This window comes from Nonomuraea sp. NPDC048892, from assembly GCF_040649735.1.
Classification (GTDB): domain Bacteria; phylum Actinomycetota; class Actinomycetes; order Streptosporangiales; family Streptosporangiaceae; genus Nonomuraea; species Nonomuraea maheshkhaliensis.
This window is the reverse complement of sequence record NZ_JBEZFZ010000004.1, coordinates 491,954-514,514: the sequence shown is the minus strand read 5'-3', so window position 1 is coordinate 514,514 and position 22,561 is coordinate 491,954. Positions and strand designations below refer to the sequence as shown.

At 71.8% G+C, this 22,561-nt stretch carries 18 protein-coding genes; 12 read left to right on the top strand and 6 right to left on the bottom strand.

The features are described from left to right. The first annotated feature begins 4 nt into the window (after positions 1-4). Genes AB0C28_RS16095 through AB0C28_RS16075 form a run of 5 tightly spaced genes read left to right on the top strand, consistent with a single transcriptional unit; the run spans position 5 to position 5,012 of the window. Positions 5-892 (top strand): protein phosphatase 2C domain-containing protein, encoded by an 888-nt coding sequence (locus tag AB0C28_RS16095; RefSeq protein ID WP_358075024.1) that lies wholly within the window; start codon positions 5-7, stop codon positions 890-892. Further along, the gene (locus AB0C28_RS16090) at positions 885-2,183 is read left to right on the top strand and encodes a VWA domain-containing protein (RefSeq protein ID WP_357836852.1); all 1,299 of its coding nucleotides are present in this window, start codon (positions 885-887) and stop codon (positions 2,181-2,183) included. The genes AB0C28_RS16095 and AB0C28_RS16090 overlap by 8 nt, the downstream gene beginning before the upstream one ends. Beyond that, entirely contained in the window at positions 2,183-2,857 is a 675-nt protein-coding gene (locus tag AB0C28_RS16085) for an FHA domain-containing protein (protein WP_358075021.1), read from the top strand. Before AB0C28_RS16090 ends, AB0C28_RS16085 begins: the two co-directional genes overlap by 1 nt. Next, the gene (locus tag AB0C28_RS16080; RefSeq protein ID WP_358075018.1) at positions 2,854-4,212 is read left to right on the top strand and encodes a hypothetical protein; all 1,359 of its coding nucleotides are present in this window, start codon (positions 2,854-2,856) and stop codon (positions 4,210-4,212) included. The genes AB0C28_RS16085 and AB0C28_RS16080 overlap by 4 nt, the downstream gene beginning before the upstream one ends. Further along, positions 4,209-5,012 (top strand): transporter substrate-binding domain-containing protein, encoded by an 804-nt coding sequence (locus AB0C28_RS16075; RefSeq protein ID WP_358075016.1) that lies wholly within the window; start codon positions 4,209-4,211, stop codon positions 5,010-5,012. The genes AB0C28_RS16080 and AB0C28_RS16075 overlap by 4 nt, the downstream gene beginning before the upstream one ends. 64 nt (positions 5,013-5,076) lie before the next feature. On the opposite strand, the gene rpoD is transcribed toward AB0C28_RS16075, so the two are convergent. Both rpoD and dnaG read right to left on the bottom strand, forming a co-directional pair. Then, positions 5,077-6,213, bottom strand: a complete 1,137-nt coding sequence (gene rpoD / locus AB0C28_RS16070; protein WP_106235648.1) for an RNA polymerase sigma factor RpoD — start codon at positions 6,211-6,213, stop codon at positions 5,077-5,079. A gap of 441 nt (positions 6,214-6,654) precedes the next feature. Further along, positions 6,655-8,499 (bottom strand): DNA primase, encoded by a 1,845-nt coding sequence (dnaG, locus tag AB0C28_RS16065; protein WP_357836864.1) that lies wholly within the window; start codon positions 8,497-8,499, stop codon positions 6,655-6,657. 184 nt (positions 8,500-8,683) lie between these two features. Between dnaG and AB0C28_RS16060 the strand changes: the two genes are divergently transcribed. The 3 genes from AB0C28_RS16060 to AB0C28_RS16050 all read left to right on the top strand — a co-directional run bounded on the left by AB0C28_RS16060 (position 8,684) and on the right by AB0C28_RS16050 (position 11,535). Next, positions 8,684-9,604 carry a M23 family metallopeptidase gene (locus tag AB0C28_RS16060; protein WP_357836867.1) on the top strand — a complete coding sequence of 307 codons (921 nt, stop codon included), beginning with the start codon at positions 8,684-8,686 and terminating at the stop codon, positions 9,602-9,604. Between the two features lie 93 nt (positions 9,605-9,697). Further along, positions 9,698-10,528 (top strand): helix-turn-helix transcriptional regulator, encoded by an 831-nt coding sequence (locus AB0C28_RS16055; RefSeq protein ID WP_358075013.1) that lies wholly within the window; start codon positions 9,698-9,700, stop codon positions 10,526-10,528. A 44-nt stretch (positions 10,529-10,572) separates the two neighbouring features. Continuing rightward, entirely contained in the window at positions 10,573-11,535 is a 963-nt protein-coding gene (locus AB0C28_RS16050; RefSeq protein WP_357836873.1) for a zinc-binding dehydrogenase, read from the top strand. A gap of 28 nt (positions 11,536-11,563) precedes the next feature. On the opposite strand, the gene AB0C28_RS16045 is transcribed toward AB0C28_RS16050, so the two are convergent. After that, entirely contained in the window at positions 11,564-12,721 is a 1,158-nt protein-coding gene (locus tag AB0C28_RS16045) for an FAD-dependent oxidoreductase (RefSeq protein ID WP_358075010.1), read from the bottom strand. A gap of 155 nt (positions 12,722-12,876) precedes the next feature. After that, positions 12,877-14,097, bottom strand: a complete 1,221-nt coding sequence (locus tag AB0C28_RS16040) for a deoxyguanosinetriphosphate triphosphohydrolase (RefSeq protein ID WP_357836879.1) — start codon at positions 14,095-14,097, stop codon at positions 12,877-12,879. A 101-nt stretch (positions 14,098-14,198) separates the two neighbouring features. Between AB0C28_RS16040 and AB0C28_RS16035 the strand changes: the two genes are divergently transcribed. Beyond that, positions 14,199-15,749: a M48 family metallopeptidase gene (locus tag AB0C28_RS16035; RefSeq protein WP_358075007.1), complete on the top strand. Its 1,551-nt coding sequence runs from the start codon at positions 14,199-14,201 to the stop codon at positions 15,747-15,749. Positions 15,750-15,841: 92 nt separating this feature from the next. Here the strand turns inward: AB0C28_RS16035 and AB0C28_RS16030 are convergent, their stop codons facing one another. Then, positions 15,842-16,576 (bottom strand): phosphotransferase, encoded by a 735-nt coding sequence (locus AB0C28_RS16030; protein WP_357836883.1) that lies wholly within the window; start codon positions 16,574-16,576, stop codon positions 15,842-15,844. 229 nt (positions 16,577-16,805) lie between these two features. Between AB0C28_RS16030 and AB0C28_RS16025 the strand changes: the two genes are divergently transcribed. The 3 genes from AB0C28_RS16025 (at position 16,806) to AB0C28_RS16015 (ending at position 20,151) form a co-directional block, all read left to right on the top strand. Continuing rightward, positions 16,806-17,543 (top strand): hypothetical protein, encoded by a 738-nt coding sequence (locus tag AB0C28_RS16025; RefSeq protein ID WP_358075004.1) that lies wholly within the window; start codon positions 16,806-16,808, stop codon positions 17,541-17,543. Positions 17,544-17,667: 124 nt separating this feature from the next. Further along, positions 17,668-19,407 (top strand): DUF4832 domain-containing protein, encoded by a 1,740-nt coding sequence (locus AB0C28_RS16020; protein WP_358075002.1) that lies wholly within the window; start codon positions 17,668-17,670, stop codon positions 19,405-19,407. Between the two features lie 198 nt (positions 19,408-19,605). Beyond that, positions 19,606-20,151 carry a GNAT family protein gene (locus tag AB0C28_RS16015; protein ID WP_358074999.1) on the top strand — a complete coding sequence of 182 codons (546 nt, stop codon included), beginning with the start codon at positions 19,606-19,608 and terminating at the stop codon, positions 20,149-20,151. A 144-nt stretch (positions 20,152-20,295) separates the two neighbouring features. Here AB0C28_RS16015 and AB0C28_RS16010 read toward each other — a convergent pair whose 3' ends face one another. Beyond that, positions 20,296-22,545: an alpha/beta hydrolase-fold protein gene (locus AB0C28_RS16010; RefSeq protein WP_358074996.1), complete on the bottom strand. Its 2,250-nt coding sequence runs from the start codon at positions 22,543-22,545 to the stop codon at positions 20,296-20,298. Between the last annotated feature and the right edge of the window lie 16 nt (positions 22,546-22,561).

The window sequence follows — 22,561 nt, the reverse complement described above, 5'->3', positions numbered from 1 at the left end:
CGTGGTGGCCGGAGACACGTACTGCGAGGCGTGCGGCCACGCGCTGGGGGCGCCCACCTGCTCCTTCTGCGCCGCGAAGGCCGTGGACGTGGAGGGCTACTGCGAGCGGTGCGGGCTGCGCCAGCCCACCGGCCGCGACCACGCCGAGATCGTGCTGGCCGGCGGCGCCGCCGCGGTGACCGACAGGGGGCTGCGGCGCGGCCGGAACGAGGACGCGGTCGCGCTGCTGAAAACCGGCGGCCGAACCAGCGACCAACCCGGCGGCCAACCCGGCGACCCCACCGGCAACCTCTCCGGCGGTGCCACCGGCAGCCCCATTGGCGGCCCCACCGGCGGAACCGTGGTGACCGTCGTCTGCGACGGCGTGGGCAGCTCGCCCAGGGCCGACGAGGCGTCGGCGGTGGCGGTGGAGACCGCGGGCGCGGCGCTGGCCAGGGGCCTGTCGCAGGAGGAGGCGTTCGAGCTGGCCGGGCGGGCCGTGGCCAAGCTGGCGACGTCGGTGGACGACGCCCCCGCCTGCACGTACGTCTCGGCCGCGGTGGCGCCGGACGGCCGGGTCACGCTCGGCTGGGCCGGCGACACGCGGGCGTACCTGCTGCCGGGCGGCGACCTGCTGACCGAGGACGACGTGGTGGAGACCGGCGAGATCACCGCCTGGCTCGGCGCCGACGCCGGCGACGTGGACCTCCACCTGCGTGCTTTCACCCCGCAGCGGCCGGGGCTGCTACTCGTCTGCAGCGACGGCCTGTGGCGCTATCTGGACGGCTACGCCTTCCCCGCCACCGGCACCCCCATCGAGATGGCCCGTGAGATGCTGCGCCACGCGCTGGACTCCGGTGGCCAGGACAACGTGACGATCGTTTTGATCCCTCTAGGAGAGTCGCATGGCTGACCAGCCCGTTTTCACGCTGAACGTCGACCAGAACAAGTACCTTCCGCTGGACGGCCGCGAGGTGCACGCCATTCTCACCGTCACCTCCCCTGGCGGCTCCACGGGCGGCGCGACCGTGCAGGCCGCGCCCACCGAGGCGGCCGAGGTGATCATCATTGACACGTCGGGCTCGATGAGCGGCAGCAAGATCCGTGAGGCGCGGCAGGCGGCCGCGACCGCCGTGCGGACGCTGCGCGACGGCGTCTACTTCGCCGTGATCGCCGGTACGGAGTCGGCCAGGGTCGTCTTCCCCGGCGGCCACGCCAACCTGGTCAAGGCGAGCCCGGCCACCAGGGCCGAGGCCGAGCGGGCCATCAGCCGGCTGACCGCGCACGGCGGCACCGCGATGGGCGAGTGGCTCAAGCTGGCCGGTCATCTGCTGACCGCACATCCGTCGGCGATCAGGCACGCGCTGCTCATGACCGACGGGCAGAACAACGAGCGGCCCGAGGTGTTCGCCTCCGTGCTGGCGGGCTGGAGCGGCAAGTTCGTGGCCGACTGCCTCGGTGTCGGCGACGACTGGGTGCCCGCCGAGCTGCGGAAGGTGGCCGAGGCGCTGCTCGGCACATTCGACTTCGTGCGCAATCAGGGTGACCTGCCGGAATACTTCCGCAGGCTCACGCAGACGTCGATGAGCAAGACGGTGGCCGACCTGTCGCTGCGGGTGTGGGTGCCGCAGACGGCGCGGCTGAAGTTCGTCAAGCAGGTCTCCCCCACGCTGCTCGACCTCACCGGCAAACGCGCCGACGTCAATCCGCTGACCGGCGACTATCCCACCGGCTCCTGGGGCGCCGAGGAACGCGAATACCACATCTGCGTCGAGGTGCCCCCGGCGCAGGTCGGGCAGGAGATCAGGGCGGGCTGGGTCAAGCTCGTCCGCCCCGACACCCAGGAGACGGTGGCCTCCGGCAACGTGCTGGCCCAGTGGACCGACGACCTGGCGCAGTCCACCCGGATCAACAGGAAGGTCGCCCACTACACCGGCCAGGCCGAGCTGCACGAGCTGATCCAGGAGGGGCTCAACGCCCGTTCCATGGGCGACGTCGACACCGCCACCGCCCGCCTGGCCAAGGCGCGGCAGATCGCCACCGACTCCGGCCGGGAGGACACCGCGAGGCTGCTGGAGAGGGTGGTGGAGGTCGATCCGGCCACCGGCACGGCCCGGCTGCGCAGGAACGTGGACAAGGCCGACGAGATCGAGCTGGACACCGGCTCCGTGCGGACGAGCCGGCTGCGTAAGGAAGGAAGCTGATGGCGACCTGCCCGCAGGGGCACGCGTCGGGCGCCGACGACTACTGCGACACCTGTGGCGCCCAGATGGCCGGCCCGCCCCAGGCCGTGTCCCCCCAGACCGTGTCCCCCCAGGTCACCCACTCCGTGCCCCAGCACGGATCCCCGTCCCAGGGGCAGGCCGCGGAGTCGTGCCCCGTCTGCCAGACGCCGCGCGCCGGGCAGTTCTGCGAGGTGTGCGGCCACGACTACAGCGGCAACAGCGCCGCCGTCCCCCTGCCCGCGACGGGAGCACGATACGAGGCCGTCACCGGTGCCGACCGCACCTACTACGAGAAGGTCATCGCCGAGGGCGGTCCCGACGCCGCCGCGATGGCGTTCCCGCCGTACTGCCCCGAGCGCTCGTTCGCGCTGCACGGCGAGCAGGTACGCATCGGGCGGCGCAGCCGGACCAGGAACGCCTCCCCCGAGATCGACCTGGCCGGGCCGCCCGAGGACCCGGGCGTCTCCCACCTGCACGCCGTGCTGCTGGGCCAGCAGGACGGCTCGTGGCTGCTGGTGGACCCCGGCTCGTCCAACGGCACCCAGCTGAACGGCCGGCCCCTCGCGGTGAACGTCCCGGTCAGGGTCGGCCCCGGCGACCGCATCCACCTGGGGGCGTGGACCGTGATCACGATCAGGGAGGGCACGCCGTGACCATGGTGCAGGTGCGGCCGGCCCCCGCCCCGGCCCGCCGGAGCGTGCCGGGCCGGATCCGCGTCATCTCCGGCATCACGGTCGCCTCGCTGGCCCTGCTCTTCGCGGCGCTCGCGGTCGGCAGCTCCAGCGCCCGCGACGGCCTGCGTGTCATCGGCCGCGACGCGGGCCCCCAGGTCGTCGCCACCGCCGGGCTCTACCTCGCGCTGAGCGACATGGACGCGCAGGTCGCCAACCTGCTCGTGATCGGCAAGGACTACGAGGCGCAGCGGGCCGAGGCGCTGAAGCAGTACGACGCGCGGCGGGTCGAGGCACACCGGGCCCTGCTGGAGGCGTTCGAGCTGTCAGGCGACAACGAGGCCGAGCGCAGGACCGTCCAGTCGGTGCTCGACGGGCTCGGCCGCTACGAGCGGCTGGCCGGGCAGGCCCTGCTGCTGAACGACCAGGCCGATCACGCCGCCGGGCCGCCGCCGGACAACGTGGTGCGCACCTACCGCACGGCCACCGACCTGATGCGGCTGGTGCTGCTGCCGCAGGCGTACAACCTGACCCTGGAGAGCGGCACGATCGTGCGCCGCACCGCCGACGAGAAGAGCCTCATGGTGCCGCTCGTGCGGCTCGCGGTGGTGGTGGCCGGGCTGGTCGCGCTGGGGTGCCTGATCTGGCTGCAGGTCTTCCTGGCCCGGCGCTTCCGCCGGGTCTTCGGGCCCGCGCTGCTGGCGGCCACGGTGACGACGGCGGTCGCGCTGATCTTCGGCGTGAACGTGCTCTCCCGGGACGACCAGGCCCTGCGCACGGCCAAGTCGGACGGGTTCGACTCGGTGCTGACACTGGCCAGGGCGCGGGCGATCAGCAACAGCATGCAGGGCGACCAGAGCCGCTACCTGCTGGACAAGGATCGGGCCGACACCTACGAGCACACCTACCTGGACAAGTCGCTGTCCGTCATCTACTACGAGGCGGGCAATCTGAGCACCTACCACCAGCGGGTGTCCAGCGGCTCGACAGGAGGGCTCGGCATGCTGGGGCCGGAGCTCGTCGGCAGGGAGGGCGAGAAGGTGATGCGGGCGTACCAGGACTTCCAGCGCGCCGACGCGGCCTTCCGCCGGCTCGCCGCGAACGGCCAGACCAACGAGGCGGTCGCCGAGCGGCTCGGCCGCACCATGACGGCCTTCGCCTCCTACGACGAGGCACTGCAGTCCATGGCCGCCTCGCACCAGAAGGTGTTCGAGCGGGCGATCAGCACCGGCGAGAGCGCGCTGGACAGCCTGTGGCGGCTGATGCCGTTCGCCATCGGCGCGATCGGGGTGCTGGTGATCGCCGGGGTGTGGCCACGACTCAAGGAGTACCGGTGAAGCGGGTGCTGGCAGTGGCGCTGGTCCTGGTCGCCCTGGCGGCCGCGGGCTGCGGGATGAACGGCCGGGAGTCGATCCTGGACAAGGACGAACTCGTCATCGCGGTGCGGACGGACCTGCCCTCGGTCGGGTTCCGCGCCGGCGGCACGTTCGACGGCTTCGACGTGGACGTGGCCCGCTACGTCGCCGGCCGGCTGGGCAAGGAGGTCTCCTTTCTGGGCGTGCTGGCCGCCGACCGGGAGAAGGTGATCTCCCAAGGGCGGGCCGACCTGGTGGTGGCCACGTTCACGATCGACCAGGACCGGAAGCAGCGAGTGCTGTTCGCGGGGCCGTACCACATCTCCTACCAGGACATCCTGACCCGCGGCGACGACACGATCACCAACGTGCGCGAGCTCAAGGGCCGCAAGATCTGCGAGGTGGAGGGCGCGAACGCGGCCAAGCGGGTCGTCGAGGAACGCGGGGTGGCGGCGCAGGTCGTCCCGTTCCCCGACTACAAGAGGTGCCTGGCGGCGCTGAAGGACCGGCAGGTGGACGCGGTCACCACCAACGACATCATCCTGGCCGGGCTGGCCGCCGAGGACGGCTCGGGGCTGCGGCTGGCCAACGCGCAGTTCAACGAGCAGCGCTCGGGGATCGGGATGGCCAAGGGCGACGTGGCCGGCTGCGAGGCGGTGAACCGCTCGATCACCGACATGTACCAGAGCGGGACGGCCGAGAAGCTGCTGACCAAGTGGTTCGGCAGGTCCGGGCTTGATCTGTCCACGATCGCGGTGCCGCAGTTCGAGGGCTGTTCGTGATCGGTGAGCATGAGTCTGGGGACTGAGTGCGGGGACGACCGATGGCCGTCCCCGCACTTCGCGCTCAGTCGAGGTAGTCGCGCAACATCTGCGCCCGCGTCGGGTGGCGGAGCTTGGCCAGGGTCTTCGACTCGATCTGGCGGATGCGCTCCCGCGTGACGCCGAACTCCCTGCCCACCTCCTCCAGCGTGCGCGGATGCCCGTCGGCCAGGCCGAACCTGAGCTGGATGATGCGCTGCTCGCGGTCCGACAGGGTGGCCAGGATGTCGTCGAGCTGGTCCTGCAGCATGATGAAGGCCGCGGCCTCCATGGGCACGACGGCGTCGGCGTCCTCGATGAAGTCACCGAGGTCGGAGTCCTCCTCGCCGATCGGCGACTGCAGCGACACCGGCTCCTGGGCGATGCGCTGGATCTCCACCACCCGATCGACGGGGAGATCCATCTCCTTGGCGATCTCCTCCGGGATCGGCTCGCGGCCGAGGTCCTGGTGGAGCTGGCGCTGCACCCTGACGAGCTTGTTGATGGTCTCCACCATGTGCACGGGGATGCGGATGGTCCGCGCCTGGTCGGCGATGGCCCGCGTGATCGCCTGACGGATCCACCAGGTCGCGTAGGTGGAGAACTTGTAGCCCTTGGTGTAGTCGAACTTCTCCACGGCCCGGATGAGCCCGAGGTTGCCCTCCTGGATCAGGTCCAGGAACAACATCCCGCGGCCGACGTAGCGTTTGGCGATCGACACCACGAGCCGGAGGTTGGCCTCGATGAGCCGCTGTTTGGCCCGGGTGCCCTGCCAGACGAGCTCCCTGAACTCCGGGAAGGCCAGACGCGAGACCCCGTTGGCCAGCTTGTCCTCGGCGAACAGGCCGGCTTCGATCGACTTGGCGAGCTCCACCTCCTCCTCGGCGGTCAGCAGGGGCACCCGGCCGATCTCCCGCAGATAAATCCGGACGAGATCACTGGTCGGCGCCCGCTTGCCTACGTCTTCCTCATCGGCGCGGGAGGTCTCCTCGTCGCCCTGGGGCTCAAGGACCTCCACACCGTTCTCGGCGAGCATCCGCACGACGCGTTCCAGCGCGTCGGACGGCAACTCGGATCGGTCAAGCGCGGCTGCGACGTCATCGACGGTTACGCTCCCGCGCTCCCTTCCCTTCGCGACGAGGTCCGCCACCTGATCTACCGATGGCGGTCCGCTTGGCAGCACCGATGCACCCACGGGAGACAGTCTGCAGTATTGGTTCCATCAAATGGCAGACCCATTTTTGTCACCGAAGGTAAGACGATCGTCCTTACCGAATTGAGATCGCAATAAGGTTTAGCCCGAGTTTGATCAGGAAAGTAAAGTCAATTACGCGGTCTGGATTCACGCGCCCGGCGACACCCCCCGGTCGGACGCCACCGTTTCGCTGCCCCGACGTGGCCGTCCTCGCCTTGTGGCGGATTTTGGACCGGGCCAAGTTTCCGGGTCAACCACCCTGATTTGTGGCTGCGATCGCGTCCTAACTGTTACCGAACGCGAGTGATGAGACGGCCCGGCAGAGCCGTTCCGACGGCGTTCCGGAGGCGCTGCGGCGGGCGTCCAAGCGGCGTCGCGGCGGGCCGTCGTGGGCCGGCCGCCGGCCGCGGAACAGCGCGCCGTCGCCGGTCAGCTGCCGGCGGCGCGGTCGCGCAGGACGCGGCGCTGCTGCTCCAGCGCCACCAGCTCCCCGAACAACTTGTTGTACTCCTGCTGCTCCTCCACCGGGTTGAGCCGCTGGATCCGCGACTTGACCTGGGCGATGGCCCGGTCGACCGCGATGGCCTCGATGGCGGCCAGCATCGCCCCGGCGTAACGCTCCTCGGCGTGGGCGTCGGCCTGGATCGGGTCGACCGCGAACCGGGTCACCAGCGCCCGCGCTCCCTCCTCGTGCGCGTGCTCCAGCAGCCGATCGACCCACTCGCGGCCGCCGTGCCCGGCCGCCGCGAGCCCGCCCGCGGCGGCGATGACCTTGTGCAACATCACGTGCTCAGGAGCGGTGAACGCCTGCGCGTCGAGCGCGTCGAAGCGCGGCCCGATCAGCGCGGGACGCTGCACGGCCAGCTTGAGCAGCTCGCCCTCGACCCGCACGCCCGGGTCGTGCGGGGCCGCCTTGGGGGCCTGCCTGCGCCGGCCCTGCTGCTGGGCGCCGGACACCTCGGAGATGCGCTGCATGACGAAGCGCTCGTCCATGAACCCCAGCCACCGGTCCAGGTCGATGGCGTAGCGCTTGCGCAGGCCCACATCCTTGATGCCGGCCACGATCGGCGCGGCGGCGTCGAGCGCGGCGATCTTGCCCTCGTTGCTGCGCAGGTCGTAGCGGGAGATCGTGCTCCTGATCGCGAACTGGAAGAGCGGCTCGCGGCTGGCGATCAGGTCGCGCACGGCCGCGTCGCCCTGCTTGACCCGCAGATCGCACGGGTCGAGCCCGTCGCCCTGCACCGCCACGTAGGTCTGGGTGACGAACTTCTGCTCGTCGGCGAACGCGCGCAGCGCCGCCTTCTGGCCGGCCGCGTCGCCGTCGAAGGTGAAGATGACCTCGCCCCGGAATTCGGCCTGATCGAGCAGGAACCGGCGCAGGATCTTGATGTGCTCCTCGCCGAAGGAAGTGCCGCAGGTGGCCACGGCGGTCGGCACGCCGGCGAGATGGCAGGCCATCACGTCGGTGTATCCCTCGACGATCACGGCCTGCGCGCGCTTGGAGATCTCCCGCTTGGCAAGATCAATTCCATAAAGAACCTGGCTCTTCTTGTAAAGCGGGGAGTCAGGCGTATTCAGGTATTTCGGGCCGTCGTCGGAATCGAGCAACTTGCGCGCGCCGAAGCCGATCACGTCGCCGGTGGCGTCCCTGATCGGCCAGATCAGCCGCCCGCGGAACCGGTCGATCGGGCCGCGCCGCCCCTCCCTGACCAGCCCGCCCTTGACCAGCTCGTCGGCGCTGAAGCCGCGGCCCAGGAGATGGCGGGCCAGCGCCTCCCATTCGGCCGGCGCGTAGCCGACCCCGAACGTCTCGGCGTCGGCCCGCTCGAACCCCCGCTCCGACAGGAACCGCCGCCCCACCGCCGCGTCCGGCGACATCAGCTTGTCGGCGTAGAACTCCGCCGCCACCCGGTGCGCCTCGATCAGCCGGGCCCGCTCGCCGTGGTCGCGCCTGGGCACGTAGCCGCCCTGCTCGAACTGTAGCTGGATGCCGGCCCGCTGCGCCAGCCGCTCGACGGCCTCGCTGAACGACAGGTGCTCGATCTTCTCGACGAACGTGATCACGTCGCCGCCCTCGGAGCAGCCGAAGCAGAAGTACATCCCCCGCTCGGGGGTGACGTTGAACGACGGGCTCTTCTCGTCGTGGAAGGGGCACAGGCCCTTGAGGTTGCCCCCTCCGGCGTTGCGCAACTGGATGTGCTCGCCGATCACGTCGGCGATGGGGGAGCGCTCGCGTACGAGGGCGATGTCGACATCACGGATCCGGCCAGCCACGCCGGGAAGTCTATTCCGCCCCACCGACGGTTCCCGACCGGCCGGGTGTCCCCGGTATGGGGAGCGGGGAGGAAGCCGGAGGTTACCTCTCGGCTGCTAAAGGGGGAAAGCGGCCATGCGGGGGCTCCCGGTCGGCTACAAAGGTAAAGGTTGTCGGTGGAAAACGGTGACACGGGTGGAGAACATGCGATCGGGGCATATCGGACGATGGGCGGCCGTCACAGGCGCCGTGCTGCTGACCGGCGCGTGCACCCAGGCCACCGGGCTGGCGGGCGTCGGCGCCGGGGCCGGAGGAGTAGCCGGATCGCCCTCCGCGGTCGCCGTCTCGGGCACTCCGTCGGCCACCGCCACGACCCCGAGCCCGACCCCGCAGCCGCAGGCGGCCGAGCAGCCGCCCCAAGCCGACGACCCGGTGAACGTCCCGCCGCCGAAGTTGTCGAAGTACAGCTACGCCTTCCCGGTGAAGGGCTGCAAGACCACCTACCAGCGCAAGCTGCTCGTGCTGCCCAAGACGACGATCTGGGCGCCGCAGGGCTGCTCGTTCGTGGCGCCCGTCGAAGGCGTCGTGGACGAGGTGAACACCCAGGACAGGTGGCAGCCGGGCACCGACGCGGGCGCCGACCGCGAGGGCAGGTTCGTCACGATCATCGGTGACGACGGCGTTCGCTACCTGGGCGGCCACCTCGACTCGATCGCCGACGGCGTCAAGCCGGGCGCCAAGGTCAAGAAGGGCCAGCTGCTGGGCAAGGTGGGCCGCACGGGCAACGCCCGCGACACCGGGTCCAACCTCTACTTCGCGATCTCGTGGAAGACCGGCCCGGCCTTCTGGTGGGTGCGCAGGGGCATGGTCGAGCCGTGGGACTACCTCGACGCCTGGAAGAAGGGCAACCGCACGTACTCCCCCCGGGAGGAGACGATGAAGCTGCGCGGCAAGCTGGGCGAGACGCCGCCCTGCTCCGTGCAGTGCGCGTCGCGGCAGGCGACGACGCCGCAGAGCGGCAAGCCGACCAAGACGCCGAGGCCGCGCAGGAGCTCCGACAGCGACGCCGAGCGCAACCCGACGGCGACGGACCCGCTGACCGACGGCGGCGTCTCGGCCGGCTGAGCACGGCTGAGCACGGCTGAGCACGGCTGAGCACGGCTGAGCACGGCCGGGGGTGCGATGAACAGGGCCGGCCGGGGCGCATAGGGTGTGCTGGTGACTGCCAGCCGAGGCCGCCGTGACCAGCTCAAGGAGTTCCTGCGGGCCAAGCGGGAAGCGCTCACCCCGGCCGAGGCGGGCATGCCCTCCGGAGGGCGTCGCCGTACTCCCGGTCTGCGCCGGGAAGAGGTGGCGGTGCTCGCCGGTGTGGGGGTGTCCTGGTACACCTGGCTGGAGCAGGGACGCGACATCAAGGTCTCCGATGCCGTGCTCGACGCGGTCGCCCGCGCGCTGAGGCTCGACGAGGCCGAGCGGGCGCACCTGTACGTGCTCGCCGGGCTGAATCCACCCGACCCCGCGGGCCGGCCGGGCGCGCCGGTGAGCGAGCAGCTGCGCGCGGTGCTGGACGCGTGGATGCCCAATCCGGCCCACGTCCTGGACCGGCACTACAACCTGGTGGCGATGAACGACGCGGCCAGGTGGGTGTTCGGGTTCGACGACGACGTACGGAACTGCATGGTGGCGTTCTTCACCCACCCGACCTACCGCGGCAGGTTCACCGAATGGCACGAGTTCGCCCCTGACATGGTGGCCGACTTCCGTGCGAGCGCGGCCCGGTATCACGACGATCCGGTCTTCGGGCTGATCGCCGCCGACCTGTGCGCGGCCAGCGCGGACTTCGCCGAGCTGTGGGCGCGGCCGGACGTCCGTTCCCGCTCCCAGGGGATCAAGGCGATCACCCACCCCGAGGCCGGGGAGCTCACCTTCGAGTACTCGCTGCTGCGGCTGCCGGACCGCGCCGACCTCAACGTGGTGCTGCACACGCCGCGTCCCGGCACCGGCACCAAGGAGAAGGTGGAAAGCCTGGTGGTGGCAGACCCAGGATGAGCTGACACTGCCATGACGGAGGCCGTCCCAGCACGATGGACGGCATGAGAGCGATCACGATTCCCGAGTTCGGCGGCGCCGACGTCCTGCGCCTCGACGAGGTCGAGGTTCCCGAGCCAGGACCGGGGCAGGTCTCCATCGACGTGGCCTACGCGGGCGCCAACTTCGCCGAGATCCTCTACCGGCGGGGCGTGGTGGACGTCCCGCTGCCGTTCGTTCCCGGCATCGAGGTGTCCGGCCGCATCAGGGCGCTCGGCCCCGGCGTCGAAGGGCTGCGCGGGGGGCAGCCGGTCGCCGCGCTGACGATCGTCGGCAGCGGCGGCTACGCCGAGGTGGTGACCACCTCCGCCGCCCTGGTGGCCCCGCTGGACGGCTACGACCTCGGGCTGGGCCTCGCGGCGGCGCTGCCCTCCAACAGCGCCACCGCGTTCCTCGTGCTCGACCGCGTGGCCCGCATCGCGCCCGGGGAGGACGTGCTGGTGCACGCCGCCGCCGGAGGCGTGGGCAGCCAGCTCGGCCAGGCCGCAAAGCTGCTGGGCGCGGGCCGCGTGGTGGGCGCCGTGGGCAGCCCCGCCAAGATCGAGGCGGCCAGGGCGTTCGGCTACGACGAGGTGGTGCTCCGCGATGAGGTGGCCGCGGCCGGTCGGTTCGACGTCGTGGTGGACATGGTCGGCGGTACGGCCCGCCGCGGCAGCCTGGACCTGCTGGCGCCGATGGGCCGGATGGTGGTGATGGGCAACGCCTCCGGCGCCGAGGACGTCGGGATCTCGGCCAATGAGCTGTGGTTCACCAACAGGACCGTTTCCGGGTTCAATCTCGCCGCGTTCTCCGCCGCCTTCCCCGAAGAGGCGGGCCGGGCGCTGCACCGGGCCGTGGCCGCGGCCGCGAGCGGAGAGCTCCGGGTGCGGGTCGAGTCGCTGCCGCTGGAGCAGGCCGCGCAGGCGCACCGCCGCATCGAGACCGGCCGCACCACCGGCAAGCTCGTGCTCGAAGTCGAACGACTCTGAGGCGGCCGGCCGGCGGTGGCCACCGTGCTCAGCCCGACGACAGCTCCTTGACGTCGACCTGGGCGCCTGACCTGATCAGCTCCTGGATGCCGTCCACGACGTCCCACGTGTTGACGTTCATGCCGGCCACCACCCGGCCGTCGCGCAGCCAGTAGACGATGAACTCCAGGCTCTCGGGGTCGCCCCGGTAGACGATCTCGTCGTGGCCCTCGATGTCGCCGGAGAACTCCATGCCCAGCTCGTACTGATCGGTGAAGAAGTAGGGCAGCCGGTCGTGGACCACTTCCTGACCGAGCATGGACCGCGCGGCCACGGGGCCGCCGTGCAGGGCGTTGGCCCAGTGCTCGACGCGGATGTTCCGGCCGTACACCGGGTGCAGGAACTCGGCCACGTCGCCCGCCGCGTACACGTCGGGGTGGGAGGTGCGCAGGGAGGCGTCGGTGCGGATGCCCTGGCCGACGTCGAGGCCCGCGTTGCGGGCCAGGCCGACCTCCGGTGCGGCTCCGATGCCGGCCACGACCAGGTCGGCGCTCAGGCGCTCGCCCGAGCTGAGCCGCACGCCGTCCTCGGTGATCTCCGCCGCGGCGATGCCGAAGCGCAGGTCCACGCCCTTGCTCGCGTGCAGGCGGGCGAAGAGGGCGCCGAGCTCGGGGCCGAGCGCCCGGTTGAGCGCGGTGGGCTCGGGCTCGACGACGGTGACCGCGCAGCCGGCCGCCCGCGCCGCTGCGGCGGTCTCCAGGCCGATCCAGGACGCGCCGACGACCAGCACGGAGCCGCCCTCGGCGAAGCGCCGCCGCAGTGCCTCGCTGTCTCCGACCGTACGCAGGTAGTAGGCGGGTCCGGGCAGCCGCCTGGGCACGGCGCCGGTGGCGATCAGCAGCTTGTCGTACGGCTGCCGGGAGCCGTCCCCGAGCCGCACCAGGTGGTGACCCAGGTCGATCTGGGTGACCGGCGTGCCGAGCCGCAGATCCACGCCGTTGTCGGCGTACCACTCGGGGGCGTGGACGAAGATGTCGTTCCGCTCGCTCCTGCCCTGGAGGTACTCCTTGGACAGGGGTGGTCTCTCGTAGGGCCGTTCGCTCTCGGCGCCGATCAGCACGACCTCGCCGTCGAAGCCTTCTTCACGCAGCGTCTGCGCCGCCTTCGCCCCGGCCAGTCCGGCACCGACGATCACATATGTGGCCATGGGCGCAGTATCCGCCCGGCGGGGGTCCTCGCGAAAGCGGCTCGTCCCGGAGAGCCCGGCTCGTTGACGAAGCCTTAACCAGAAGATCGGCCGCAGAGGCCCGATCAAGGGCCTGATCAACGGCCTGATCAAGGGGGTCGGTCAGAGTGGATCGGTCAGTGGGAGAGCCGGCGGTGCCAGCTCACCGCCGAGGTGTCGGTGAGCGAGGCGATCTGGTCGATCACCACGCGCACGCGGGCGGCGTCGTCCGGCGCCTCCAGGAAGGCGGGCCTGAAGGCGGGCTCAAGCGTGTCCGGCGCGCCGAGCGTGATCAGCGAGGCCAGCTCGGTGATGAGGTCGCGCTGCCTGGCCTGCTTGGCGTGATGGTCGTCGGTGGTCATCACGTAGTGGGCGGTGACGCCCTTGAGCAGCGCGCACTCCAGCCTGGTGGCGTGCGGCACGACCAGGTCGGCGCGGTGGCGCGAGCCGTGCACCTCCCTGGTGGCGGCCTGCGCGGAGCGGCAGAAGCGGCCGATGAGACCGCTGGTGAGGGCCTTGAGGCCGGCCAGGTCGGCGATCGTGGCGGCGAAGCGGCGCGGCCAGAGGGGGTCGTCGATCAGCTTGGTGAAGACCTCCTCCAGCTCGCCGAGGTCGGCGCCGGGGGCGTACCAGGTGCGGGTGATCTCGCACACCTGGGCGCGTTCGGCCGGCGACTGGAGCGCCTCGGGGGTGACGTGGCCGGAGTGCAGGGCGTCCTCCAGGTCGTGCACGGAGTAGGCGACGTCGTCGGCCCAGTCCATGATCTGCGCCTCGAAGCTCACCCGCCCGGCCGGCGCGCCCTCCCTGATCCACTCGAACACCGGCAGGTCGTCGTCGTACACCCCGAACTTGGGCGATTCGCGGCAGGTCCACGGATATTTGATGGAGGCGTCCAGGACGGCGCGGGTCAGGTTGAGACCGGCGCTGCGCCCGTCCTCGGTGAGCACCTTGGCCTCCAGCCTGGTGAGCAGGCGCAGGCTCTGGGCGTTGCCCTCGAAGCCGCCGCACGAGCTCGACAGCGCGTTGAGCGCCACCTCCCCGTTGTGCCCGAACGGCGGATGCCCCAGGTCGTGCGCCAGACAGGCGGTCTCGACCAGGTCGGGGTCCACACCGAGGGTGGCGCCCATCTCCCTGCCGACCTGGGCGCACTCCAGGGAGTGGGTCAGGCGGGTGCGGGGGATGTGCTGGCCGCCGCCGAGCGTCTCTCCCGGGCCGACGACCTGCGTCTTCGCGGCCAGTCTCCTGAGCGCGGCGCTGTGCAGGACGCGGGCACGGTCCCGCTCGAACGCGGACCGTTCCGGATTGCCGGGAAGTTCCGGAACCCAACGCTCTTGGTCATGCTCGTCGTAGTACGGCATCAGTGAAGCGATTTTATCCAGTTTCCCGTCTCCGCTAGTGTCGAGCCTCGCGAGAACCCCTTCCCCGGGAGCCCTCCCCCATGACGACAGCGTTTCGAGCAGTGCTGGCTTTTACCCTGCTCGCCGGCTTCTACATCCTCGTCGGCCTCATCGTGGCCGCCGCCATCTTCCTCGACGTCCTGCTCATCATCGACTTCCACGCCACCGCGCTCAAGTTCGCGATCGTGCTCACGCTGGCGGCGGGCGCTCTGGTCAGGACGCTGGTGATGGTCAGCCGCCGCCGTGACGGCGAGCAGCCCGGCGTGCCGGTGGGACGCGAGCACGAGCCGGTGCTGTGGCAGACGGTCGAGGAGCTGGCCCAGCGCGTGCGCACGGCCCCGCCCGACGAGATCCGCCTGGTCCCCGAGGTGAACGCTGCCGTCTCGGAGGACACCCGCTTCCTGGGGCTGAAGGCGACGCGGCGGCGCATGTTCATCGGGCTGCCGCTGCTGCAGACGCTCACGGTGGACGAGCTGCGCGCGGTGCTCGGGCACGAGCTCGGCCACTACAGCGGCGCCCACACGCGCCTGGGCGCGCCGGTCTACCGGGGCCGGGTCTCGCTCATCGCCACCGTCCAGGGGCTGCGCAACCATCCGTTCGTGCAGCGCCTGTTCACCTGGTACGCCAAGCTCTACCTCCGGGTCTCGCAGGCCGTCTCGCGCAAGCAGGAGCTGGAGGCCGACCGCTTCGCCGTCGCGATCGGCGGCCGGCAGGCCACGTCAGGGGCGCTGCGGAAGATCCGCCTGACCGCGGCCGGCTGGGAGACCTACGTCGACAGCTACCTGATCCTGACCGGCGCGGGCGGCACCAGGCCGGCGACGGTGTTCGGCGGCTTCCACGCGCTCATGAGCGACCCCGAGCGGCAGGCCGAGCTGGCCAGGCTGAGCGAGCAGCCCGAGGAGGTCTCACCGTACGACTCCCACCCCAGCATGGCCGAGCGCCTGGCCGCGATCGAGCACCTCGACGAGCCGCAGCAGGTGCCCGACCCGCGCTCCGCCCTGACTCTGCTCATCGACCCGAACGTGGCGGTGCAGGCCGTGGAGCAGTCGATGTGGTCGCCCGACGCGGCGGCGACGCTGCGGCCGGTGCCGTGGGAGGAGCTGGTCTCGCACGCCATGTACGCCGGCCGCAACGCCGACGCCCTGCACGACCTGGCGGTGGCCGGGCAGCAGGTGATGGGGGCCTCGCGGCCGTACCTGGACGCGGCGTTCGAGGCCATCGCGCGGGGGCGGCAGGCCGAACTGGAGGCCAAGCTGCTGGAGAGCGGCTGGAACCCCTCCCCTACCCTGCTGGCCGGGGTGCTGGGGCAGGCGCTGGAGGCGGTGCTGATCCAGCTCGGCGAGGCCAAGTGGACGCTGTCGTGGTCGGGGCCGGCGCGGCTGCTGTTCGACGACGGGGAGGAGGTGGCCCTGTCGGAGTACGCGGCCCAGGTGGCGACGAACCCGGAGGCCGTGGGCGGGCTGCGGCAGTGGCTGGGCGACCACGGGATGCGCCACGACTACGTACCGATCGAGGAACCGCCCGCCCCTGACCCTGCCGCCCCGCAACCGGCCCCGGCGCCACCAGCCCTGGCGCAACCGGCCCCGGCCGACCTGCACCACCTGCCGAGCTGACCGGCCGCCCGGAGCCGGCGGAGGACTCGTCCGAGAGCCCCGCCGCGCTCGTCGGGCGTCAGCGGAGGGCTCGCCCGAGAACCAGGTCGGGCTCAGCGGAGGGCTCGTTCGAGGTCGGCGCGCTGTGCGGCGACCCAGTCGCGGGCGGCGCCCACCCGCTCGACGACCCCGTCCGCGACCAACCGGACGGCGTGCGGCAGGCCGGCCGCCGCGTCCGCCACTATGCCGTCGCGGCACCGCTCCTGCCACCACAGCACGGTCGGCACCACCTCACCGCGCTCCGCCAGTCCGTAGCCGTCGCAGATCACCCGCATCCGCCGCGCGGCCACGCCCGGCTCCGCGCCGGGCCCGAGGCCGGCGTACTGCCAGCACACGTGGGCCACGTCGTGGATCCGCCGCCCCGGCCCGGCGAGGTCCCAGTCGATGAACGCCACCGGCCGCAGCCCCGCCCCCTCGTCCCGGTAGACGGTGTTCTTCGGCGACAGGTCGTTGTGGCAGACCACCTCGTCGTCGCCGGCCTGCGGGGTGCCCGCGGTCAGGTCGTGGAACTCGCGGACGAGGGCGGCCACCCGGGCCAGGCTCTCGTCCGAGCCGACGCCGTCCGGCTGGACCTCCTCCCACGCGACGTGCCCGTCCACGTACCCCAGGATCTCGCGGCCCTCGCCGTCGAGGCCGAGGAAGCGCGGCGCGCCCCGCCAGCCGCTCCGCTCGAACAGGCGCAGCACCTCGTGCACGTACGCGGCCCGCTCTGAGGGACGGCGGCGGACGGTGTCGCCGACGCGGACGACGGCGTTGACGAACCCTCCCGGAAGTGGTGTCTCAGGCATGAGTCCCAGCCTGCCCGATCACCACCCGCCCGCGCGACGCCCGCTCATCCTCGGCCGATCGTGCCAAGATCGATCACCTCGGGTGACGAGTCTGTGGCATCGCGGCGGATGAGGCGGAAAGTCGCGCGCGGGAGGGCCGCGCGGCAAGAGTTTTTCCCGACCGTCTTGCCACACTCCGATCAGTGGCCTTACGGTCACCCTTAGCATTCGCCCGGACCAAGGAGGCGCTGTGAGCAGGCATGACGGCGGAACCCGGCAGGGCTCTTCGATGCTGCCCCACATCGCCTGGCGACTGGAGGCGATGATCGCGGCCATCGCCGAGCGCCGCGCCCCCGCCACCGGCCCGATCGCGCAGGCGCTGCGGAAGGTGCCGCGCCACTGGTTCGTCCCCTCGCAGGGCCTCGCGCTCGACGACGACGGCGGCGCGGTGCCGATCGACCGCGACACCGATCCGCACGGCTGGTGGGACGCCGTCTATTCCGGCAGCCCGATCGCCACCCCGCGCCCCTCCGAGCGCGGCGGCACCGCCTACACCTGCGTCAACCCCGCCCCCAGCGCCGTGGCCGACCTGCTGGAGCTGCTCGAGGTCGGCCCCGGGCAGCGGGTGCTGGAGGTCGGCACGGGCAGCGGCTGGGTGACCGCGCTGCTGTGCCGGCTGACGGGCGAGGCGGGCGGCGTCACGTCGATCGAGAGCGATCCGGCGGTGGCGGAGGCGGCGGGCCGCAACCTGGCCGCCGCGGGGATACGGCCGCACCTGTTCGTCGGCGAGGGGGCGCGCGGGTGCCCGGAACGGGGGCCGTACGACCGCGTGCTCGTGCTGGCGGGCTCGCCTGAGTCGTGGACCGGGCAGACCCGGCCGGGGGCGGTGATCGTGGACGCGCGCGACGGGCACGCGGGGCACACGGGGCACGCGCACAGGACCGTCACCCCGTCGGTCGAATATTACTCGGGACTCCCTGATTATTAAAGCTCCACCCCCGACCACTACCAGCTCTCGCTGACCGGGGTCTTGACTTAATTCGCATGGATTCCATGATTAGTCGCAAGCAATCCGCGAACATCCCGCCGGCCTGCCTGCCTCTAGGAGCGCCATGCCCAAGCTCGCACGCGGTCTCACCCTCCTCCTCTTCCTGTGCGCGTCGGTCCTCGTCGCGCCCTCCCCCGCGCTGGCCGCCATCACCGGCCAGTCGGCCACCGACACCGCCACGACGGTGACGTACCAGTTCGGCTACACCGGCAGCCCCGCCTACACCCGCACGTACGTCGACACCGACCGCAATCCCGCGACCGGCTTCGCCCAGGGCGGAGCCGGCGCCGACTTCTTACTGGAGAACGGCTCCCTCTACCGCCACAACGGCGGCGGCTGGAGCTGGACGCTCGTGGGCACGGTCACCCACTCGGCCACCGGCGGCACGGCCAGGTGGACGGTGCCACGCGCGAGCCTCGGCGAGAGCGCCACCCCCAACGACGCCGACCTCGTCTTCCAGGTGGAGTCGCCGCTGGAGACGTCCGCCAAGTACACCCACGTCTACAGCGGAGGGGGTGGCGGCAACGGCACCGTCACCTACACCCCCACCAGCGCCGACTTCGCCAACCCCGAGCGCGGCCTCTACCACCACACCGGAGACTGCGACAAGAACGACTTCTCCCTGGCGACCCTGCAGAGCTACCGCACGAGCCAGAACATCTCCCTGGTGATGTGCGTGTTCTACCTGGCCGAGTTCAAGACCGCCCCGATCGGCGCGGCCGCCCTGCAGCAACTGCAGCAGCAGCTCGACACCGTACGGGCGGCGGGCCTGAAGATGATCCTGCGCTTCGCCTACACCACCTCGACCGACGGCGCCGACGCCGCCAAGGACCGGGTGCTCGCCCACCTCGACCAGCTCGCCCCCTACCTGAGTGCCAACAGGGACGTCATCTACCTCATGCAGGCCGGCTTCATCGGGGCCTGGGGCGAGTGGTACTACACCCAGAACTTCGGCAACGCCGGCACGGTGACCGCGGCCGACTGGGCCAACAGGAAGGCCGTCGTGGACAAGCTCCTCAGCGTCCTGCCGTCGACCCGGATGGTGCAGCTGCGTACGCCGAAGTTCAAGCGCACGATGTACACCACCAGCCCGGTGACCTCCGGCCAGGCCTACGGGGGCTCGGCCGTGGCGCGGCTCGGGCACCACAACGACTGCTTCCTGGCCAGCCCGGACGACTACGGCACGTACGAGGACCCGGCCGTCGAATATCCCTACCTCGGCTCCGACACCGCGTACGTCGCCATGGGCGGCGAGACCTGCAACCCCAACCCGCCCCGCTCCGACTGCCCCACCGCCATGGACGAGCTGTCGCGCTTCCACTACTCCTACCTGAACACCGACTACCACACCGGCGTGCTCGGCAGCTGGAACACCGGCGGCTGCCTGGCCGAGATCACCCGCCGCCTCGGCTACCGCCTCGCCCTGACCACCGGCACCTATCCCGCCACCGCGACGCGCGGCGGCGGCCTGCCGGTCAGCATCACCCTGCGCAACGACGGCTACGCCGCCCCCTTCAACCCGCGCGGGCTGGAGCTGGTGCTGCGCAACACCGCCACCTCGGCCCTGCACCGCTTCCCGCTCACCGCCGACCCGCGCAGGTGGCAGGCCGGCGCCACGAACACGATCACGCAGACGGTGCCGCTGCCCGCGTCCCTGCCGGCCGGCACGTATGCACTGCTCCTCAACCTGCCCGACCCGCAACTGCCGTCCAGGCCGGAGTACGCGATCCGGCTCGCCAACGACGGCGTCTGGGAGGCCACGACCGGCCTGAACAGTCTCCGCCACACGGTGACCGTGAACTGACCCTCACCCGCCGGCCCGTCACCCTCCGGGGCGGTGACGGGCCGGCCCTCACCCAACGCCTGCCGACGCCGGCGGCGGGCTCCACAGCCGATCGGCGGGACGAGCGCGTTCTGGCCCATCGACCTCGCGAAGTGTAATGATCGTCGGGTGGTGAAAAGGGTTTGACGGGGTGTGGTGGGGGTCTGGACGATCGGGTCTGTGAACGTTGAATTCTCTCGGTTCTCCCCCGACGACGCCGATGCCCTGGTCGAGTTTCTGACCGGCGAGGAGTGGCCCTTCCATGCGAGCGTCCAGGAGGAGACGGCCATCCGGCGGCGGGTCGCCAACGGCGTCTACGACGACGCGGACAACCGTACGTTCTGGCTGGTCTCCGACGGGGAGCGGGCCGGGCTGGTGCGGCTGCACGACCTGACCGACTGGACGCCCATGTTCGACCTGCGGATCCGGGCCGCGTGGCGAGGGCGGGGGCTCGGTACGGCGACGCTGAAGTGGCTGACCGGCTACCTGTTCGAGCAGTTCCCCGCGTTCAACCGGATCGAGGCGAACACGCGGCAGGACAACCTGGCCATGCGGGCCGTCTTCCGCCGCTGCGGTTACGTGAAGGAGTCGCACTACCGGGAAGCCTGGCCGGCGCCGGACGGCCCGGTGTACGACTCCGTGGGGTACGCGATCCTGCGGCGGGACTGGGTCTCCGGGACGACCACCCTGCCCGACTGGGACGACGAGCCGACGAGCGTCGCCTGATCAGGCGGGCAGGGTGAGGTGAGGGAAGCGTCCGTCACGTGACGGCTCAGGTGCCCCAGTGGTCGGCAGGGCGTCCGTCACGTGACGGCTCAGGCGGCCCCAGTGGTGGCAGGGTGGCGGACAAAACGCCCCTGACGTGACAGCTCAGGCGGCGGGCAACGTGGTGAGGAAGACGTCGCCGTTGCCCGGTGCGGTGCCGCCTGCCGGGGTTCCGTAGGTCAGGCCCGTGACGGCCACCTGGCCCGAGGGGGTCGGGGTGGCGTACAAACCGGGCTCGGCGAACGGGTCCACGCCGTCGTCGCGGGCCGTCCCGAGCTGGGTGGCGGCGCGCTGGGCCCCCTTGGCGTCCAGACGCAGCACCAGTACGTCGGCGCCGCCCGCCGGCACGCCGACCCGGCCCCGCGTATAACCGACGACCTGCACCTCCCCGCCCGCGAGCGGGGTCACGGCGGCGCCCTCGTCGGCCTGGGGCGTGGCCAGTACGTGCTGCCAGCGGCGCGCGCCCTTGCCGGTGTAGGCGACGGTGAGCGCGTCCTCTGCCGACATGCCCGTGGCGACGGTCAGGCCGGTGGTGGTGACGGTGACCGCGTTCAGCCGGTCGTCCTCTGGGCCGCCGGCGGTGGTGGCCCACTGCCGGGTGCCGTCCGTGGTGTAGGCGGCGATCCAGCCGTCCAGGCCGCCGAGGGCGGTCGTGCCGGGCAGGGCGGCGGAGGCGCTGCCGGTCACGTGGACGGCCGAGGTGCCTACGGCGATGCCGGCCGCCTTGTCCTCGCCGGGGCCGCCGTACTGGCGGATCCAGGACAGCGCGCCGTCCGGCGTGAGGCGGGCGACGATGGCGTCCTTGTCGCCGGCGTTCTGGCCGTCGAGCGACCCCTTGGTGTAGCCGGCGACGTACGCGCCCCCGTCGGGAGCGGCGCTCAGCGCGTAGAGGCGGTCGGCCGCGGCCGGGTCGCCGAACTGGGTGAGCCAGCGCACCTCGCCGGCGGCGTCCAGCCGGACCACGAAGGCGTCGTCGGCGGCGTTGCCCGGATGACGGCCGTCCAGGTCGCCCTTGGTGTAGCCGGCCGCGAGCACGCCCCCGTCGGGCAGGGCCGCGACGCCGTACAGGCGCTCGTCCGCCGCCGTGCCGAGCTGCCTGGTCCAGCCGCCGGTGTCGCCGGCCTCGTCAGGCGGGGCAACGGCATCGTCCGTCACCGTGCCGGGCTGCGTGCCGGGCTGCGTGCCGGGCTGCGTGCCGGGCTGCGTGCCGGGCTGCGTGCCGGGCTGCGTGCCGGGCTGCGTGCCGGCCCGCGTGCCGGTACGGGTCAGGACGGCGTCCAGGCGGCCGGCGTGCGGCTGCCCCTCGACCGGGCCGCCGGCGGCGTACCCGAGGGTCAGGGAGCCGTCGGCGTGGGCGGCCACGCCGCCGGCCCAGTCGGCGGCGGGCGTCCCGTGCAGCGGGGCGGGCAGGCCGGTCGGCGGGACGACGCTCAGGCCGGGGCCCAGCTCGGCCATGGCCTGCTCGAAGGCGGGCGCCCAGACCGACCAGTCGTGGCCGCCGTCCATGACGCGCAGCTGCGCGGAGATCGCGGGCGAGCGCCTGGCCGCGTTGTAGAGGGCGGCGGACTCGAAGTCGAGGTCGTGGCGGGCGTCGGCGGGGTCGGGGTTGGCGTACTCGTCGTCGCCGACCGCCACGAACAGCCGGACGGGCAGGTCCTGGTCCCGGCCGGGAAGCAGGGACGGGTAGTTGAGCTCGCGGTAGACGTCCTCCGAGAACTTCGCATCGCCTTCGCCGAAGGCGCCGTAGTCGCGGGCCGAGGAGTCGGACGGCGGCAGCGGCGCGTACACGGCCGGGCTGAGCACCGCGGCGGCGCCGAACAGGTCCTGGTGCGCGAGCGCGAACCGCAGCGCGCCCGCGCCGCCCATCGAGTAGCCGCCGACCAGGCGGGCCTGCCTGATCGGGGCCGTGCGGTAGGTGGCGTCCACGTGGGCGATCAGGTCCCTGGTCAGGGCGGTCTCCACCGGGCGGCCGGGGAGGTCCGTGCCGGTGTAGCGCGAGTCCACGTACCAGTTGCCGCGCTCGTTCCACGGCGCGTCCGGCATGACGGCGATGACCGGCGGGATGCGCCGGGTGCGGATCATGTCGTCCAGCGTGGTCTTGACGCGGGTCCACGCCTGCATGGTGTCGCCGCGGCCGTGCAGCAGGTAGAGCACGGGGTGGCGGTCCTTGGTCCGGTCGTAGCGGGCCGGGAGGTAGACGTTGTAGGCGATGTCCTCGCCCAGGGCGGGCGACGGGGCCGAGCCGGTGACGATCCGGCCCTCCGCCCGTACGCCCGTCTCACCGGGCCCGGCCGTCAGGCTGAGCGCGGCCACGACCGTGAGCGCGGTGGCGGCGATCCATCGGGGTAAGGGCATCGGACTCTCCTGTAAA

Coding starts and splice junctions, on each gene's coding strand:
- AB0C28_RS16020 (WP_358075002.1), top strand. CDS start 17,668: ATGCCCAAGCTCGCACGCGGTCTCACCCTCCTCCTCTTCCTGTGCGCG.
- AB0C28_RS16085 (WP_358075021.1), top strand. CDS start 2,183: ATGGCGACCTGCCCGCAGGGGCACGCGTCGGGCGCCGACGACTACTGC.
- AB0C28_RS16060 (WP_357836867.1), top strand. CDS start 8,684: ATGCGATCGGGGCATATCGGACGATGGGCGGCCGTCACAGGCGCCGTG.
- AB0C28_RS16090 (WP_357836852.1), top strand. CDS start 885: ATGGCTGACCAGCCCGTTTTCACGCTGAACGTCGACCAGAACAAGTAC.
- AB0C28_RS16040 (WP_357836879.1), bottom strand. CDS start 14,097: ATGCCGTACTACGACGAGCATGACCAAGAGCGTTGGGTTCCGGAACTT.
- AB0C28_RS16010 (WP_358074996.1), bottom strand. CDS start 22,545: ATGCCCTTACCCCGATGGATCGCCGCCACCGCGCTCACGGTCGTGGCC.
- AB0C28_RS16050 (WP_357836873.1), top strand. CDS start 10,573: ATGAGAGCGATCACGATTCCCGAGTTCGGCGGCGCCGACGTCCTGCGC.
- AB0C28_RS16045 (WP_358075010.1), bottom strand. CDS start 12,721: ATGGCCACATATGTGATCGTCGGTGCCGGACTGGCCGGGGCGAAGGCG.
- AB0C28_RS16030 (WP_357836883.1), bottom strand. CDS start 16,576: ATGCCTGAGACACCACTTCCGGGAGGGTTCGTCAACGCCGTCGTCCGC.